Genomic DNA, 15736 nt, shown 5'->3' with positions numbered 1-15736 from the left:
TACGTTTATCTCCAAAACTATATGAGGTTGCTTGAATGGTTCAGCAACCAACGGTGTCAACATGGAGATGTCCGCATGACCACAGCGATTACCGCTGCTGACTACGACTACGCCGCCGACGAGATCAACGAGGAGGTCAAGACGCGACTGGAAGCCGCGGCCTCCAGCATCCATCAGCTTGGACGGAAATCCACCGAGCAGGCTTTCGAACTTGGCAGGCACCTGTCCGATGCCGCGGACCTTCTTCCCGAAGGGGCCTTTGGCAAATGGGTCGCCAAGCGGTGCGGCATGACCGATCGCCACGCACGCAACTTCCGGGCAATCCATCGCTCGCTGTCACGTTACCGGCAAACGCTGGTGCAGCATGCCGTCAATTCGACCGTGCTGTTCAAGCTCGCGTCGGCGACCGACGAGCAGATCGAGGCGGCAATCGACCTTTGCAAGGAAACTGGGTCGATCAAGGTGAAAGACGTCCAGGCCATCCTCGCGGAGGCCACGGCGGGCGAGAGTGCGCCTGCAGCCGATCCCTACGATGTCGGCGGCATCGACGGGCTGAAAGCGCTGATCGCAGACAAGGTTGCCACCGGCCTGAAGTCCTTCGTCGGGCATCTCGAGACGCTGCAGTCCAGGATTGGTGCTGCTTGCACAGGCAGGAAGGTCGTAAAGGCCAAACTCGCCGACGAGATCGAAGCGCTCGCGCGGATCACCAAAGCAGAGCTGAAGAGCCTTGCACACTTCGTTACACCGAACCCGACGACGCCGGGAAACATCTGCGACGTCCCGTTCCCAATCAACAGCCGATGGGCGAGCGTGTTTGCGATCTTAGACAAGCTCGGGGGGCACGCCGCTTGGCCCGAAAGCGGCAAGATCGGCTCCTGGCTTCGAGACGAGGTTCTGCCGGCCTTGGCATGGGCGTTAAGCAAGACCAAGAACCCGGAATGGACCTTGGACCCTATCGCGGCTCACTCCGAGCCGACTTCGAAGGCCGGCGCCGAGCTCGACGCGGCCCCGATCGCTCTGCGGGAAGAGGCCGCAAAGGTTGCCCCGGCCAGGATGATCGATCTTGATGTGATCCGGCCGGCGAAGAAGGATGAGATGCGGGCGCTTCCTGGGCTTGTCCCGGAGGACGACATCGATCCCGCAGGCGTGGTCGTAGGGTCGGAACAGCTCTTGGAAGCAGAAGGCTCGGTCATGGGCATGCGCTGACCGCGCTCCGCTCTGGATCACTTACCATCGAACATTGCAAAGGGCCCATGCGGCCCTTTCGCTTGTCCGGGCACAGCGCATCCTCTTCGCCCGGCTACCGACCGACCTCGCGGGGACAGCCCGCGCGCAGGCCGGTCGACCGCACCCCCTCTGCCGGATCGTCGTGCTACCCCACGGCGGGGTCGCGCCAAGCTTCGAACAGCGCAAGACCAATCTTGATCGAGAAGATGGACCGCCTCGAAAGCCTGACAGGCAGTTGGCTTTCCGCATGATCGAAGGCGGACCCTCTCTCGTCTATCGTCTCTCGCCGCAAACGCTATTTGGCTCTGCAAATCCGATTCAACTGCAAACGGCGTTTGATGAAGTAACGGGGGGAGAACGCACACGTTGCTCTGTTCGGAGAACGCGCAGGACCTCAGGAAGATGGCAGCTCGACCCTTCGAGAAGGTCGGCTCCCCTTGAGTTGGCCGGTAGCGAGTGGGAGCTGCCGCAGTCCCGCTCTGCCAGCGTTCGAGCAGTTGGCCACGCTGTGCTTCGCCCGCTTGGCCATACTGAAGGCAGCGTGGCGCTTGCTTCCGCTTCCCTGGTTACCCGAGGCTTAGGCCTTGGCGCAACGGTCTGCCAGCGCCGAATTCAGGGGGCCAGCAAGGCCTCAACATGACCGTCGTGGCGGCGCTGACGATGAAACATCCTCGACGAACCGGCACGCCAAGGTTCAAAGCCGCAGCCGATGGAGCCGCATCAGCCGAGACTCCGTGCCAGCGACCTCAGGTTCGACCATGCCGCAGACGACCGGCCTCTGTCGGGTGCAATGAGGGAGCGGACACCCAAGCCGGGCTTGAAGCGCAGTGGCAGGTCTACGAGCGTCTCGGGTCGTCGTGAGAGATCGGGTGTATGCTGGCATCGCCTGAGCGGTCGGGGAGGCTCGGTCGAACGGCTGGCTTGCCGTCGGAATCGGTTTTGCAGAGTTGCGCACCACCATTCATAAATCAGGAATCACGAATGCGTGCTTTTGAATCGCTTATGCCGACGTCGGAATCAGAAGGCCGCGGACCTAAGAGCCGGTTCGATGGACAATAGACGGAAGCCTGTCCGCGACGATACGGAAGCAGCGGCTACCGAGGCAGCGGGACCTCGTCTGATGGCTGATGGGTCGGAGGTGCGGTTCGTGAGACGTAGCTACCACAAGTGCTGTGCGATCAAAACATCTGAGTCAGGCGCAAACGACGTTCGATGAAGTAACGGGGGGAGAACGTACAAAATGGATGACGCCGGTCACGGAAGGCGTGACGAACGAACGGGACATGCGTACTCCTGCCAGGCTGGTTTAAGTGGCGCTATCACAGAGGAGACGCGTAGGCGATCCCGCCGAAAGACAGATGAGCACGCAACGTCTCTTGCAAAGGTCAGCCCGACGAGGACCTCGACCATGCAGGCGCGGCGGATCGCCTGCAACAATGAGAGAGAGGAAGCACATGTCCATTGGAGCGATGGAGCATCCGGTGCCGTTGACCTGATGCCGAGCTGCACTTCAGCGGACAGAAGAGAACACCGGCTCACAGGCTGTGGACGCAGTGTCGTGGAGCGGCCGATCCAACCAGAGAGCCGGCACGCGCACCTAGCCCAAACTGCAAGCGGGTCTGTGCCGCCACCGGCCCATCAAGCCTGGAAGCAAGTGGACCTGCGATGACGTCCGACGCCGTTCCTCTCCGTGTTCGAAGCATCGTTGGAGGGTCATCCTGCCAGGCCAGCCGGCCAAGACGTCGTCAGGCAGCCTACGCCGCTGGTACGCCGTTCATGAGCCCGCCGTTAACCTTGCGATCGCTTCGAGCCCCTGGGGCTCCTTGAGCTCGGGCTCAAACACTGCCAGGTTAGGCGTGTTCCTCATGGGGAACATCAAGCGGCCCAAGCCGGTGGTGGAACACCGACAAGGGCCTGACCCTCACTCCTTGTTTGAGAAGGAATCGGGCTATGGACATCCATATCGCCTCCGCATCTGCCGGGGAAGGACCCCGCGCGTTCCGCCGGTCCGGTACGGCCGCACCGTCGCTGTTGTCGGTCGAGCCGGCCATTCTCCGCCGCCATGCGCATCTCGTCCGCTTCTCGGACGTCGAAGCCGACTTCACTGCACTGATCGACGCCGCGATTGCTGCGATCGTCGATGGCGAACCCTGCGACGACGACATCCTCGGCGACTACATCCATCTGGCGTCGCTCGTGCGTGCTGTCAGCTTCCGGGAGGGCAAGTTGCTCGAGCAGGCGCTCGAACGTGTGTCGCGCGCCAATCCCGATCTGCTTGTCCTCACGCAGTCGATCAAGCTGCCGCTGGTCAAGAGCGCGCTCGAGGCGATCGCCGGCAACGACTGGAGCCAGCTCGACGGCATCACACTCGACTGCGAGTCTCCGGCCAAGGGCAGCTATACGCCGGACATGATCGTGGTTCATCGCACGCGCCATGTCGCTACCATCCTCGATCTCAAGCGCTCGCTTGCTTCCTATGGCGACACCAGTCGGCTCGAGGAACTCAAAGCCAAGATGATGGCCGCAGCCCTGGTTCTGCCCGACTGGCTTTACAAGCAGCACAAGAGGGTAATGGTTGATACGGTCGGCGTCGCGATCGTCGATGGCGCAAGTCGTCCAAGCGATCATGAGAGCGGCATCTGGGCGCTGTCGGAGATCGACGACCTCATCGGGATCGACGGAGCCGCCGCTTGCATGGCGGAGCTGCGGCTGCGTTTTGGTTATCGTGTCCAGCAGGTTCTCGAAGGGGCGGCCCGCAAGGTCCTTCGCCCGCTCGTCAGCTCTCACCCGTCCGAGATCACGACTCTGCCGGTGGCTCCTTCTGTCAGCGCGCGCATCAACTTGAACGCCCATGGCGACTGGCCCGAGCCGGTGCTGGCCGACCTGCCTCCCGGAAGGCTTGACGAAGCCGAAGAAAGCCAGCCGCAAGGCCGTTTGCCGGCCCGCGTGCGCGTCGGCTTCGCCCGGCGATCGCTTCAGAGCTGAGTGAGCTGACGCTCGCGCGGACATCGTCGCGCCAACAGTCCTGCCTTCCCGTTTCTTTCTTCATGACCTGACGTCGTCCCGCTGATCGTGGACGCCGCAGGCGGAGCTTTGCCATGTCCTCCACCACACCGTTCCCGCCGTCCCCTCCGACGTCTCTCACGTCTCTCCAGCAGCGATCGCCGCTAGTGCGATGCCAGCCGGTCAACGCCGCGGCCGTCACCTCGACCGACTGCGACCGGCACATGGATGCCGCTGTTCTCATCGGCCTTGCCTATCTCACGCTACGCCAGGGGCTATCTGTCCCGGCAGCCATCCTCACGCCCCTTGAAGAGCGAGCTGCACTCGGTGACGCCACGTGCCGACTTGTCGTAGGCTGGGTCGCCCAGCGCCAAGCAAGCATCCTCGTGGAAGAGACCGGTGTCGCGGCTGATCCGGCCTCGTCGAAGAACGGCGGTGGCGTGCCGGCTGCCGGATCCGGATCCGCATCCACTGCCCGAACGCGCCGGGATCGTATCTCGATGAAGGAACCGCCGCCTGTAGGCTCGACCGCTCTTCGTCCGCGAGGTCGGAGCCGACCGCGTCATGTTCAGCCGCCGTCCCGTCACCTGCCGCAGGAGGAATGCTGATGGACCGACTGTCTCGCCTCTTCGTCCTCCGCCTCAAGCACCTCGCACGGCGCGACCGCATTCGGCAGGCGACTGCGAGCGGCTTGCTCGTTGAAACGCTCGTCGATGTCGATGGGCATCTCGTCCGCCGGTTCGCGGCAGCCTTCGATCTCCACGCGCTTTCCGGTGATCCCGAACGGGACGGCGTCTTGCTCAAGCGCTGGGAGCAGCACCGCGCTGTGTTGGCCGGTCTGACGGTACAGGCTGTACCGCCGAGCGTAGGGCTCTCAGACTCGGTGCAGGCCGTTGGACGTTCAGGCAGCGCAGAGCCTGCGCCCGAGACCTCGCCGCTCGGCGGGCAGGCTGCCTATGCCGTTCGTCTGGTCGGTTCCACGGCCGAGCCACCACCTGTTCCCCACATGCTTCTCGCGCTCCTGCTCGCAAGGGCGATCGGAACTGCCGGCCTGTCGCTGCGGCACGTCGTCGACATCGTCCGGCGGCCAGCACCGATGGTGATGCTCGAGGCTCCGACTGTTGGCTTCCTGACGGCGATGGCGGACTTCCTCGAACTGAGCGCCCTGACGCCGACCGGTCCCTTCGCATCGGCGTCCGGCCCGATCTATCGCGGCAGGCCGGATGAAGATTTTGCGGCGGACGAGCAGCGGCGGAGGATCGTGCGCTTTCTCGGGCACGAGTATCATGGGCAGGGTCTGCACAACAGTTCGGGCTTGGCAGCAGCCTTCGCTGCACGCCTGCCGGTCGTGATCGTTGTCGAGGAAGGTGCAGATGTCCCAGCACCCCTCCGCGACGATCTCGATCTCGACCTGCGGCTCGGCGCGGTCGACGCCGACCTCGTCGCCAGTCTGCTCGACGCCATCTACGGCGACGAGGCCGGTGATCCCGATGACGGAACGGCAAGCTACGACGACCTTCGGCTACTGACCGTCGATGATGTGGTGCTGGCTTTGCGCCCCGGCCGCAGCCGCGCCACGGCCTGGACAGCTCTCAAGCAGCGCGCTGCGCTCAACCGGCCAGAAGACGATGACGTCGCTGACGACACCGCCTCCGAGCCGGAGCGGGACCGCAACAGGAAGCCACAGCGTCCGGAGAAGCCGCTGCAGCGGAAGGCCAGGCCGCAGAAGCAGCCGGACAAGACACACGGCCGGCTGACCGGCCTCGGGATCGAGCTGGTCCAGCCTCAGGACGTCGGAGAGACGACCGATACCAAACCCGCGCTGGCGATCGAGACCATGCCCGGCCTCGGAGCGGCTCGCGAATGGGCTTTGGATCTCAAGGTCGATCTTGATGACTACCGAGCCGGATCGCTCGACTGGTCGGCCATGTCGACCAAGCTGCTGCTGTCAGGTCCGCCTGGGACCGGCAAGACGACCTTTGCCCGTGCGCTCTGCAACACGACACAGATCCCGTTGCTGGCAACCTCGGTGTCGACCTGGCTTCAGGGCCGGCACCTCAACCACGTGATCGACCGCATGCACCAGACCTTCACCGAAGCACGGTCTCACGCGCCGGCGATCCTGTTCATCGACGAGATCGATGGCATCGGCAAACGGCACGATGCGGCGATGGAGCATGCGGACTACTGGAATACGATCGTCAACAAGATGCTGGAGCTGCTCGACGGCGTATCACGCAGCGACGGCGTCATCGTTATCGGCGCAACCAACCGCCCGGAGCAGATCGATGCGGCGATCACGCGGTCCGGCCGGCTGGAAACACACATCCACATCGCGATGCCCGACATCCCGACGCTCGCTGCCATTCTCGCGCATCACCTCGGTGAGGATCTCCAGCGGCTGGAGCGTGAGCATAACGGCACCAAGGTGGACCACGAACAACTCGCAGCAAGCACAGACCGCAACACCGGAGCGCAAGAGACTGCAGGGATGGAAGCTGGACACGTAGGCAGAACGGGAGATCGGACATGACACGCACACAGATGCACCACGAGCCCGCCAGCACCAGCAACCCGGTACCTCTTCGATCGGGATCCGTCGAAGACCGGCGCAACGAACGGGCACCATCTCCAGCGTCAGGAGCCAGCTCGCTCTTACGGCATCTCGCAAAGCGAGCGATGGGCTTGAGCGGTGCGGATATCGAGCGCATCGTGCGGCAAGCGCGCTCGAGAGCAAGGCGCAGAAAGCGCGATCTTCGGTTGGACGACATCGTGGAGGTCCTACGTGGTCAGCGGCCGGTGCTGCCGGAGGCAATCCGCTGGCGCTACGCCGTGCACGAGGCCGGTCATGCCGTCGTGCATCATGTGCTCGGCCTCGGGGCCGTCGAAGGGATCACCATCGATGCTGCGACGGGTGGGCTCAACACCATGAGCTTCGCGAAGCCGGACGAGTCGCTCGCCTGGTACGAGCAGATGTTGGCGATGGTCATGGCGGGCAGAGCGGCCGAGCTTCTCGTGATCGGTGATGCCTCGACGGGGTCAGGCGGATCCGAGAAGTCCGATCTCGCCAAGGCCACCGAGCTGGCACTGACGATGGAAACGCGGCTTGGCTTCGGAGGAACACGGCCGCTCCTGTACCTGGCGCACGCGCAGCCGGCGCAGGTGCTGACCTTCGATGCCGCACTTGCCACGCGGGTGCACGGTCGCATCGAGGCGGCGGCACAGGCGGCAACTGATTGCCTCACCGAGAACCGGCGCACGCTGGATGTCCTGGCGGCGTCTTTGTTCCGACAGACCGTGCTCGATGCAGAGGATGTAGAACGCATTCTTGGTCAGGCTGCGCGTGGGCATGTCAAGCCACGAGCGTCCCCTGGCTGATCGCGGTACGGCTTCAGCCGCAGTCGCGCTGGCATCCGAGAGGGCAATCAACTGCAGTACACTCGGCGACAACCGGTTTGCCTTTGTCTGCAAGTGCATTGCCTTTGCGGGTATCCGATTCAGGAGTCTGGATTTTTGATTCAAACATCTCGTTTACCGATTCACCTGCAAACGTGTTGCGCCGGAGGACCGGCCGGGTGACCCTTGCAGCAAGAAGACGACGAGAGAGAGCTGGATGGCAGGCAAGACGTATGAGGCGCGCAACCGCGAGCAGACCGAGCGCCAGCGCAAGCTCCGGGCGAAAAACAAGGCCGAGAAGCGGCCGGGCCGCGATGACTTCGCTCGCGTCGCGCTGCATTGGATGATTCAAGATGCACTGGCGAAGAACGACGAGCAGCAGCTTGATGGCATACAAGACGAACTCGTTTACCGGCTGGTGGAGCAAGGGTTCGATGAAGCTGCGGCTAACACTGTCTTCGACGATCTGGTCGAGAGATACGGCCGTGAGAGATGGGGGTTTCGTCGCAAGATGCACCTCTTCGCGCGGCCCAACGAGGAAAACCCTGAGGACTAGTGGTTCTCTGCGAGCAGGGCTTGAACGCTGAAAGCCAACTGATCGCGTAGCCGACTTGAGTTCCAATACCGACGCAGACGTCGAAAAACGCTCTACACTCGCAAGTAAGCAGAGCCGCTCAGGGTTGCGCTGATGGCCAGCAGCGGAATGATGGCGCATGATCGCGTCATTTCCGTCTCGACTCTGAAATGGCCGAGCGTGCCCATGGTGGCGGCTGCAGATCCTGCACCCATGGCAGCAGTCGGATAGGCTTGGCTTCGATACCACTCGTGATGATCGGGTACTTCTTCAATGTCTGCCGGATCAGCGCGAGGTTTGCGGGGTTGGTATAGCGGGTGTTGGTTTCGCTGCCCGCACTTAGCCGGCCGGAGATATCGTCAATCACCTCACTTGAAACTCCGGCCTGCTTTAGCGTGTCCGCCATGCCATGCCTGAGAGCGTGAAACGCGCGGCCCCACATCTGCTCACCTAGGGCTTTCGTCATGATGGGCGTGAAGACATCGTAGAACCGGTCACCCGGATCGTTCTTGGTTCGATGTGAAAAAAGGTCCGGAAAGACTTCCCGGTAGCCGAGCGCCTTCAATGCCGCGAGATAGTCAGCGAAGCCAAGCCGCAGCAGTTCGTCAGGCACGGGAAGCTTTCGCTCCGACTGTTCCGTCTTCAACCGACGGAACTCGTTGCTCTGGATGTTGATGATCATGCCGTCTGCATCCTCAACGATGTCGTCCAATGCCAAGCCCGCGAACTCCCTGCGTCGAGCGCCGAGATAGGTGAACATGATCGGAAGGAAGTACGCGGCGTCGTGATAAACGAAAGGACCGGGCTTGCCGCGTCCGCGGCGATCATCTCGCGAGCCGGTGTAGACAGGAGAGGCGAAGATCGGCGCAATATCTTCCGGCTTCGGTTTCATCTGCTGTCTGCGGACACTGCCTGGCTTCGGCTTCTTTGGACGTAGGCCCTCAAAGGTCCAGGACGTCAGTGCATAACCGTGACCACTGATATGTTTGAGAAAATGGTCGAGATTCCCCATGTGCTTTCGGATCGTCGCAGCACTTAAGCCCACAGCGGCAACAGTCTTTGTTTGCTCTGCTTCGAGTTTCAGCTTCCCGCCCTCAGCGCGGAGTTCGGCAGTGGACATGGCACGCATTCGGGCGCTTTGACCCCAGCGCACTGGAATCGCATTAAAGTGCTGGCGAAGCTGGCCGATGTGAAACTGGGTGATCTCGCCGGAGTGTTCGACGCCGTGTTCTTCAAGCACGCCCTTGAACATCCGCACCAGCGCGTAGACATCACGCGCCGTTGCCTCGTCCCAGCTATCGCGCATGTTCTTGACCAACTTGTCGCACTCAACTTCGAAATCACGGACGGCGACAACATGGTTCCGCTGGGCAGGTGTCGGCGAAAGGGCAGGAGAAGTGAGGGCAGACGGCGTGGTCGTTGCAGGGAGAGCCGAAGCGGCGTGTTCGGCCTCCTCCCTTGAAGGCTGGTAATCGAGTGTTCCAACGACAATCGCGTGGAGATCCGTTGAACGATGCCCTGCCTTGCCAGGTGCAGACAGATCCTGCCCCGTATGCGTCCCTGAGAAAGCATCATTCCGAATGTGTTGCGGTGTGGAATTTATTTCCGCTTTCGCTGGAGCAGCCGGTGCTACATTCAGGCTGGTATGCACCGGATAGCCAGCGACAGAGGCTTGCCATTCCTGTGGTGCCGATGCAGCGGCTCTCTGAGCCTTTGACGCACCGCCAGTCAGTTCACTCAAGCTGTGGTCTGCAAGCGGGAATCGCTCGCTCGTTTCCATCAATGCCTCGGCTCGGCCACCAAAATACGCCTGCATCGCGCGTTCATGGTTGAGCGAGGTCGCCTCGATCTTGAACTGCGTCATCATGGCCTTGATGGCATTCTGGAAGACTTGGCTCCGTGCTTTCTGCACCTGCGCGCGGTAGTTTGCTGCGATGGCGTGCATGTGCGAAGCAGGCACGCCGTTCTTCAGGAGATAGGCGCGGCCCTCGCAGTCCTCTTCCAGTGTCAAGCGGCGACTGACGCCGAACAGTGCGAGCAGCTTGTAGGCCCAGCCGTTTTCGAGGTCGAGTTCGACATCCCGAATGTCTGACGGCCGGCCCATGCGCTTGGCGGCTGTCGCCACGTCGTCGAGATGCTCGAGCATGGCATTCCGCTCGGCTTCGAAAAGCTGTCGAAGGTGCTCTCTGTCGGACATGACGTGTACCTGGCCCATTTTCAGCTCAGCAAGCCGCAGGTTGAGCCGGCGGCCGATCATCTGTGCCTTTCTATGGTCGGAACACTGAAGGCTCAATGAAAGTCGGCTGCCGGGTCGACAACGTGTGAAGGCGCTGGGGATGCGGGCGCGCCAATAAAAGATGTTGCCCCGGCGGATGAGATTTTCGACGTCGTGACGAACAGGCATGGCGCGACTGCCCTTGCAGGCCACCGGTCAGGAACCACGTCAACGCACGCGTGGGCCTCACCTGTGGGCATCAGGTCTGGGCATCAGGTCGCCAATGATGCCCAAACGGGGTCCGGCACGACGGAAGAACAAAGGAATCAAGGGATTTAGGGAGAATTGGCTGGGGAACCTGGATTCGAACCAGGACTAACGGAGTCAGAGTCCGTGGGTCTACCGTTAACCTATTCCCCAGCAGGCCGGTGGGCGGTGGCTTGGCCGGGCGCCGTTCGGTGAGCGGGCTTATAGACAAAAGCGGGGCGGATGCAAAGCGGTTTTTGACGAAGAATCCCGAAAAGATGAGGATCGGCTGTCCGAAGGGCGAGAGGGGTGGGCGCGGGGTGCCGGGCGGCTTGCGAAGGGGGATCGAGTGGTCGCGGTCGGCGGGGGTGGCCGGGCCTTGGTCCGTGGCGGCGGCGGGTTCGGCCAAGCTGCGGAACGAGGTCGGCAGGACGGGGGCTTTGTTCGGTGTGGCTTGCGCAGGGAGGGGCAAAAAGGGTTTGGCGAATGCGCGGCCGGCTGGTAGTGTTCGCCCAACGTTCATAGTGAGAGCGTCTTGAGCGGCCTTCGGGCTTGCGCGGCGCCATGGTAGATACAGTGAAAGACCCCGATCACGGCGATCAGCCGTCTGTTTCCGGGGTGTCGGCCGAGGGCCGGAGCGAGGGGCAGGGTCTGCCGCGCGCCGGAAAAGCCAAGCGCAGGCGCGGAAAACGCGCCCGCGCCGCTTCGCCCCATGCCGCCCCCCTCCCTGTCGCCTCCTTGCCTGCTGCCTCCGCGCCGGCTGCCGTCGGTGCGGGCTCCGCCGCGTCGCCCATGGGCGATCGCGGCGCCGATGCCGCAGCCGGTTCGGGTCACGGCTCTGCCTGGCCAGGTTCCGGCGGGAGCGGTCCCATGTCGGGCGCGCGCCCTTCGCTGGCATCGTCCTCGGAGAGCCGATCCGCTTCCGAGAAAGGGTCCGCGTCCGAGAAAGGGTCCGCTGGGCCGGAGCGCAAGCGGAAGCGCCGCCGTCGTGGCAAGGCCTCGTCCGCCGGCACCGGGCAGTTCCCCGCTGCCGGGGCGCAGGCCGAGCGCGCCGCGCGTGCCGGGTCCGATCGCCCGGTGAACCCGGCGCAGGACGGGGGCAGGCCTGCAAGCCCATCCGGCGCGGAGCCGCGCAAGGGGAAGCGGCGGCGCAAGCGGCACGAGCAGGCGGGGCGCCATCCTGGCCACGCCTCGAATGCGACACCGTCACTTCTCTCCCGCGCTGCGGGTGCGGCTGGTTCGCAGGAAGGCGATCCGTCGTCGGATCGTTCCGCTGATCATCACGGTCAATCTTCGCTTTCGCAGAACGGCCAGACGCGCGGCGGGCCGGCGGAGCCCGGCCACCGCCATGCCGGGGCGCGTCCAGCCGGTCATGCCGGCGCGTCCAAGGGGCGTCCGCGCTCCTTGCAGGGCCGTCCCCTGCCGGCCCACGAGGCCAAGGCCTCCCGCCATCCGGCGCCTGTGGGCGAGGGGGGCTCGGCCGGGCGGAATGTGTCCGGTTCGCAGGCGGGGTCGGCTTCGCAGGTGGGCTCGGCCGGCAGGCGCTCGGGCGAGGCTGAAGGCTCGGCCGGCCAGCTCCCGCAATCCGGCCTTGGCGGAGCTGAGGGATTAGCGGCGGCACAAGGTTGGGGCACGGCGCGTCCGCCGGGCCGCGGGGCGGGCCAGGCGCGGCCGATGCCGGGTGCCGGCTGGGCACGCAGCCAGTCCGGCGCCTCTGCCGGAGACGAGGCGGCGCCGCTCTATGCCGCGCTCGATCTCGGCACCAACAATTGCCGCCTGCTCATCGCCCAGCCGACCCGGCCGGGCCAGTTCCGCGTCGTCGATGCCTTTTCCCGCATCGTGCGGCTGGGGGAAGGCCTTGCGGCGAGCGGCCGGCTGTCCGACGAGGCGATGCACCGCGCCGTCGAGGCGCTCAAGGTCTGCGCGGTCAAGCTTGCCGGGCGGCCGGTCCGCAGGCGGCGGCTGATCGCCACAGAGGCGGCGCGCCGGGCGGAGAACGGCGCGGCCTTCATGGCGCGGGTGGCGGCCGAAACCGGGCTGGAGCTCGAAATCATCGACCGGGAAACCGAGGCGCGGCTTGCCGTCTCCGGCTGTTCCTCGCTGGTCGGGCGCGAGGCCCGCTCGGTCGTGCTGTTCGATATTGGCGGCGGCTCGTCGGAAATCGCGGTGCTGAAGATCGGCGAAAGCCGCTCCTCCCGGCTTGCCAATCATATCACCCACTGGACCTCGCTGCCGGTCGGCGTCGTCACCCTTTCCGAACGCCATGGCGGGCGCGACGTCACGCCCGAGCGCTTCGAGGCGATGGTGCAGGAGGTGGAGGCGATGCTCTCCGGCTTCGATTGCCCGGCCATCGAGACGTCTCGCTCCAACTCCGGTGCGGAGAGCGATTTCTACCTGATCGGCACGTCGGGCACGGTCACGACGCTGGCCGGCGTCCATCTCGACCTGCCGCGCTATGACCGGCGCCGGGTCGATGGGGTCTGGCTGACGAATGACGAGGTGACCGCCATGCAGGCGCGGCTGCTCTCGTGGGATTTCGCGGCGCGGGCCGCCAATCCCTGCATCGGGCCGGATCGCGCCGATCTCGTTCTGGCGGGCTGCGCCATTTTGGAGGCGATCCGCCGCCGCTGGCCCTCGACCCGCATGCGGGTGGCCGATCGCGGCCTGCGCGAGGGGCTGCTGACCGACATGATGGCCGATGACGGCGTCTGGCGGCGCGGGCGGCCGCGGCGCGGCGCCTGAGGGCGGTTTGCATGCAAGAGCAAGGGCTGCGATGCTGCCTCGCCTGAACGCAGGGCGGCGCTTCTGCGGCGATGAAAAGGATTGAAACCCATGACCAAGCCACCGATCGGCGGCAACCGCACCGGCCGCAAGCTCGGCCAGAAGGTTAAGAAGGGCAAGCTCAAGGCCTCTTCGCGCCGCTGGATCGAGCGCCACATCAACGATCCCTATGTGCAGCGCGCCCAGCTGGAAGGCTATCGCGCGCGCGCCGCCTTCAAGCTTCTGGAGATCGACGAGAAGCACAAGATCCTTTCCGGCGCCCGGCGCATCATCGATCTCGGCGCCGCCCCCGGCAGCTGGTCGCAGATCGCCGCCAAGGTAACGGATTCCCATGATGCCGATCCGCGCGTCGTGGCGATCGACTTCCTGCCGATGGATCCGCTGCCGGGCGTGACGATCTTCGAGCTCGATTTCCTCGATCCCTCCGCGCCCGACCGGCTCATGCAGGCGCTCGGCGGCGCGCCGGATCTGGTGCTCTCCGACATGGCGGCGCCGACAACGGGCCACCGCCAGACGGACCATATCCGCACCATGCATCTGTGCGAGGTCGCGGCCTATTTCGCGGTCGATGTTCTGGCGACAGGCGGCCACTTCCTTGCCAAGACCTTCCAGGGCGGCACCGAGCGCGATCTCCTGACCATGCTCAAGCTCAACTTCCGCCAGGTCATCCACGTCAAGCCGGCCTCCTCGCGCGCCGAATCGGTCGAGATGTTCCTGCTCGCCAAGGGCTTCAAGGGCCGCCCGGCGCAGGGCATCGGCGCCGGCCGGGACGAGGCGGACGAGATGGCGATGGACGAGGGGCCCGATCAGGCAGCCGAGGATCGCGACGCCTGATCGCTCACTTCCCAGCCGCCACCTCCAATTCCTTTTCCGCCCGGCGTTTTGCCGGCGTGCGGTGGCCGGAAACGGAGGCGCCGGCGTCCTTGTTCATGCGCAGGAAGGGAATGACCGAGACGAGCGTGATCGCGGAGATGATCATGAAGGCGAGCTGGAAGTCGTCCAGCGTCAGCGCCGTGCCGGTGATCCGTGTCTCGATCTCCAGGATCGCGCCGGCCACGGCGACGCCCATGGCAAGGCTCATCTGCTGCAGAACCGCGCTCATCGCGGTGGCCTTGCTCGCCATGCTGTCCGGAATATCGGCAAAGGACAGAGCGTTGACGCTGGTGAAGAAGAAGGAGCGGGCAAAGCCGGCAAGCAGCAGCACGCCCGCCATGACAGCCCAGGGGGTCGCGGGAGTAAAGAGCCCGTTGACGAAGGTCAGCACCGTGCCGATCACGGCTGCGGCGATCAGCGTCGTGCGGAAACCGGCGAAGACCAGCACGCGCTTGGCAAAGAATTTCGTCGTCAGCGCGCCGATCGCGCCGACGAAGGTGATCATGCCGGACTGGAAGGGCGACAGACCGAAGCCCACCTGCAGCATCAGCGGCATCAGGAAGGGAATGGCGCCGATCGAGATGCGAAACAGCGTGCCGCCGAGCGAGGCCGCGCGAAAGGCGCTGTCCCTGAACAGAGCCAGATCGAGCAGCGGCGCGGGGTGCTGGCGCGCGTGGCGCACATAGAGAATGCCGGTCAGGAGCCCGATCGCCGTCGAGATCGCGCCCACGATCGGCGGCAGGGCCGGCAGGCTCATCACCGAGAGGCCGAACATCGTGCCGGCGGCGGCAATGGCGCTTAGGAAAAAGCCCGTCACGTCGATCGGCGGCGGCTGCTCGCTTTTGACCTCGGGCAGATAGAGACCGGAGAGAATGTAACCGAGGATGCCGACCGGCACGTTGATGAGGAAGATCCAGTGCCAGGAGAAATAGGTGGTGATGAAGCCGCCGAGCGGCGGGCCGGCCAAGGGACCGGTCAGCGCCGGAATGCTGAGCAGCGCCATGGCGCCCACCAGCTCGCTCCTCTGCGTGGAACGCACCAGGACCAGGCGGGCGACCGGCGTCATCATCGCGCCCCCCATGCCCTGGAGGAAGCGCGCGCCGACGAAGGCAAGCAGGCTGCCTGAGACCGCGCAGAGGATGGAACCGACGATAAAGACGAGGATTGCCAGGCGAAACACGCGCTTGGCGCCGAAGCGGTCGGCCATCCAGCCGCTCAAGGGAATGAAGATCGCCAGCGACACCATGTAGGAGGTCAGCGCCAGCTTGAGCGTGATCGGCCCCACCCCGAGGTCCCGCGCAATGGCGGGCAGGGAGGTGGCGATTACGGTCGAATCCATCTGCTCCATGAAGAGCGCGACGGCGAGAATCAGCGGGACAATGCGGTTCATGCAAACGAGGCCTTGCGGGCGCGAGGACAGG

The 15736-nt window shown here is 64.5% G+C and carries 9 protein-coding genes and 1 tRNA gene; 7 read left to right on the top strand and 3 right to left on the bottom strand.

Annotation, left to right across the window (positions count from 1 at the left end; all coding sequences use genetic code 11):
• Positions 1–75 precede the first annotated feature (75 nt).
• The 5 genes from U8330_RS14010 to U8330_RS13990 all read left to right on the top strand — a co-directional run bounded on the left by U8330_RS14010 (position 76) and on the right by U8330_RS13990 (position 8182).
• Entirely contained in the window at positions 76–1206 is a 1131-nt protein-coding gene (locus U8330_RS14010; RefSeq protein ID WP_323105873.1) for a hypothetical protein, read from the top strand.
• Positions 1207–3177: 1971 nt separating this feature from the next.
• Entirely contained in the window at positions 3178–4212 is a 1035-nt protein-coding gene (locus tag U8330_RS14005) for a hypothetical protein (protein WP_323105872.1), read from the top strand.
• Positions 4213–4831: 619 nt separating this feature from the next.
• A complete protein-coding gene (locus U8330_RS14000) occupies positions 4832–6763 on the top strand; it encodes an ATP-binding protein (protein ID WP_323105871.1) in 1932 nt (643 codons plus the stop codon).
• Positions 6760–7608: an ATP-dependent Zn protease gene (locus U8330_RS13995; protein WP_323105870.1), complete on the top strand. Its 849-nt coding sequence runs from the start codon at positions 6760–6762 to the stop codon at positions 7606–7608. The genes U8330_RS14000 and U8330_RS13995 overlap by 4 nt, the downstream gene beginning before the upstream one ends.
• Positions 7609–7843: 235 nt before the next feature.
• On the top strand, positions 7844–8182 hold the full coding sequence (locus U8330_RS13990; RefSeq protein ID WP_323105869.1) for a hypothetical protein: 339 nt from the start codon (positions 7844–7846) through the stop codon (positions 8180–8182).
• Between the two features lie 166 nt (positions 8183–8348).
• Here the strand turns inward: U8330_RS13990 and U8330_RS13985 are convergent, their stop codons facing one another.
• Positions 8349–10604 carry a DUF6538 domain-containing protein gene (locus U8330_RS13985; RefSeq protein WP_323105868.1) on the bottom strand — a complete coding sequence of 752 codons (2256 nt, stop codon included), beginning with the start codon at positions 10602–10604 and terminating at the stop codon, positions 8349–8351.
• A 157-nt stretch (positions 10605–10761) separates the two neighbouring features.
• Positions 10762–10835 (bottom strand) — tRNA-Gln (locus U8330_RS13980).
• A 903-nt stretch (positions 10836–11738) separates the two neighbouring features.
• Between U8330_RS13980 and U8330_RS13975 the strand changes: the two genes are divergently transcribed.
• Both U8330_RS13975 and U8330_RS13970 read left to right on the top strand, forming a co-directional pair.
• Positions 11739–13403 (top strand): exopolyphosphatase, encoded by a 1665-nt coding sequence (locus tag U8330_RS13975; RefSeq protein ID WP_416236922.1) that lies wholly within the window; start codon positions 11739–11741, stop codon positions 13401–13403.
• A 90-nt stretch (positions 13404–13493) separates the two neighbouring features.
• Positions 13494–14276, top strand: a complete 783-nt coding sequence (locus tag U8330_RS13970) for an RlmE family RNA methyltransferase (RefSeq protein ID WP_323105867.1) — start codon at positions 13494–13496, stop codon at positions 14274–14276.
• A gap of 4 nt (positions 14277–14280) precedes the next feature.
• Here U8330_RS13970 and U8330_RS13965 read toward each other — a convergent pair whose 3' ends face one another.
• Complete coding sequence (locus U8330_RS13965) at positions 14281–15705, bottom strand: MFS transporter (protein WP_323105866.1); 1425 nt, start codon at positions 15703–15705, stop codon at positions 14281–14283.
• Positions 15706–15736: the final 31 nt, after the last annotated feature.

Source organism: Rhizobium sp. CC-YZS058 (genome assembly GCF_034720595.1).
In the GTDB taxonomy this organism is placed as follows: domain Bacteria; phylum Pseudomonadota; class Alphaproteobacteria; order Rhizobiales; family Rhizobiaceae; genus Ferranicluibacter.
Note: the sequence above shows the minus strand (reverse complement) of the source record. Positions and strands in the feature narration are given on the sequence as shown.

What these genes read in the sequence shown, in the direction of transcription:
- U8330_RS14010 (WP_323105873.1), top strand. Translation starts at nt 76, where the DNA reads ATGACCACAGCGATTACCGCTGCTGACTACGACTACGCCGCCGACGAG.
- U8330_RS14005 (WP_323105872.1), top strand. Translation starts at nt 3,178, where the DNA reads ATGGACATCCATATCGCCTCCGCATCTGCCGGGGAAGGACCCCGCGCG.
- U8330_RS14000 (WP_323105871.1), top strand. Translation starts at nt 4,832, where the DNA reads ATGCTGATGGACCGACTGTCTCGCCTCTTCGTCCTCCGCCTCAAGCAC.
- U8330_RS13995 (WP_323105870.1), top strand. Translation starts at nt 6,760, where the DNA reads ATGACACGCACACAGATGCACCACGAGCCCGCCAGCACCAGCAACCCG.
- U8330_RS13990 (WP_323105869.1), top strand. Translation starts at nt 7,844, where the DNA reads ATGGCAGGCAAGACGTATGAGGCGCGCAACCGCGAGCAGACCGAGCGC.
- U8330_RS13985 (WP_323105868.1), bottom strand. Translation starts at nt 10,604, where the DNA reads ATGCCTGTTCGTCACGACGTCGAAAATCTCATCCGCCGGGGCAACATC.
- U8330_RS13970 (WP_323105867.1), top strand. Translation starts at nt 13,494, where the DNA reads ATGACCAAGCCACCGATCGGCGGCAACCGCACCGGCCGCAAGCTCGGC.
- U8330_RS13965 (WP_323105866.1), bottom strand. Translation starts at nt 15,705, where the DNA reads ATGAACCGCATTGTCCCGCTGATTCTCGCCGTCGCGCTCTTCATGGAG.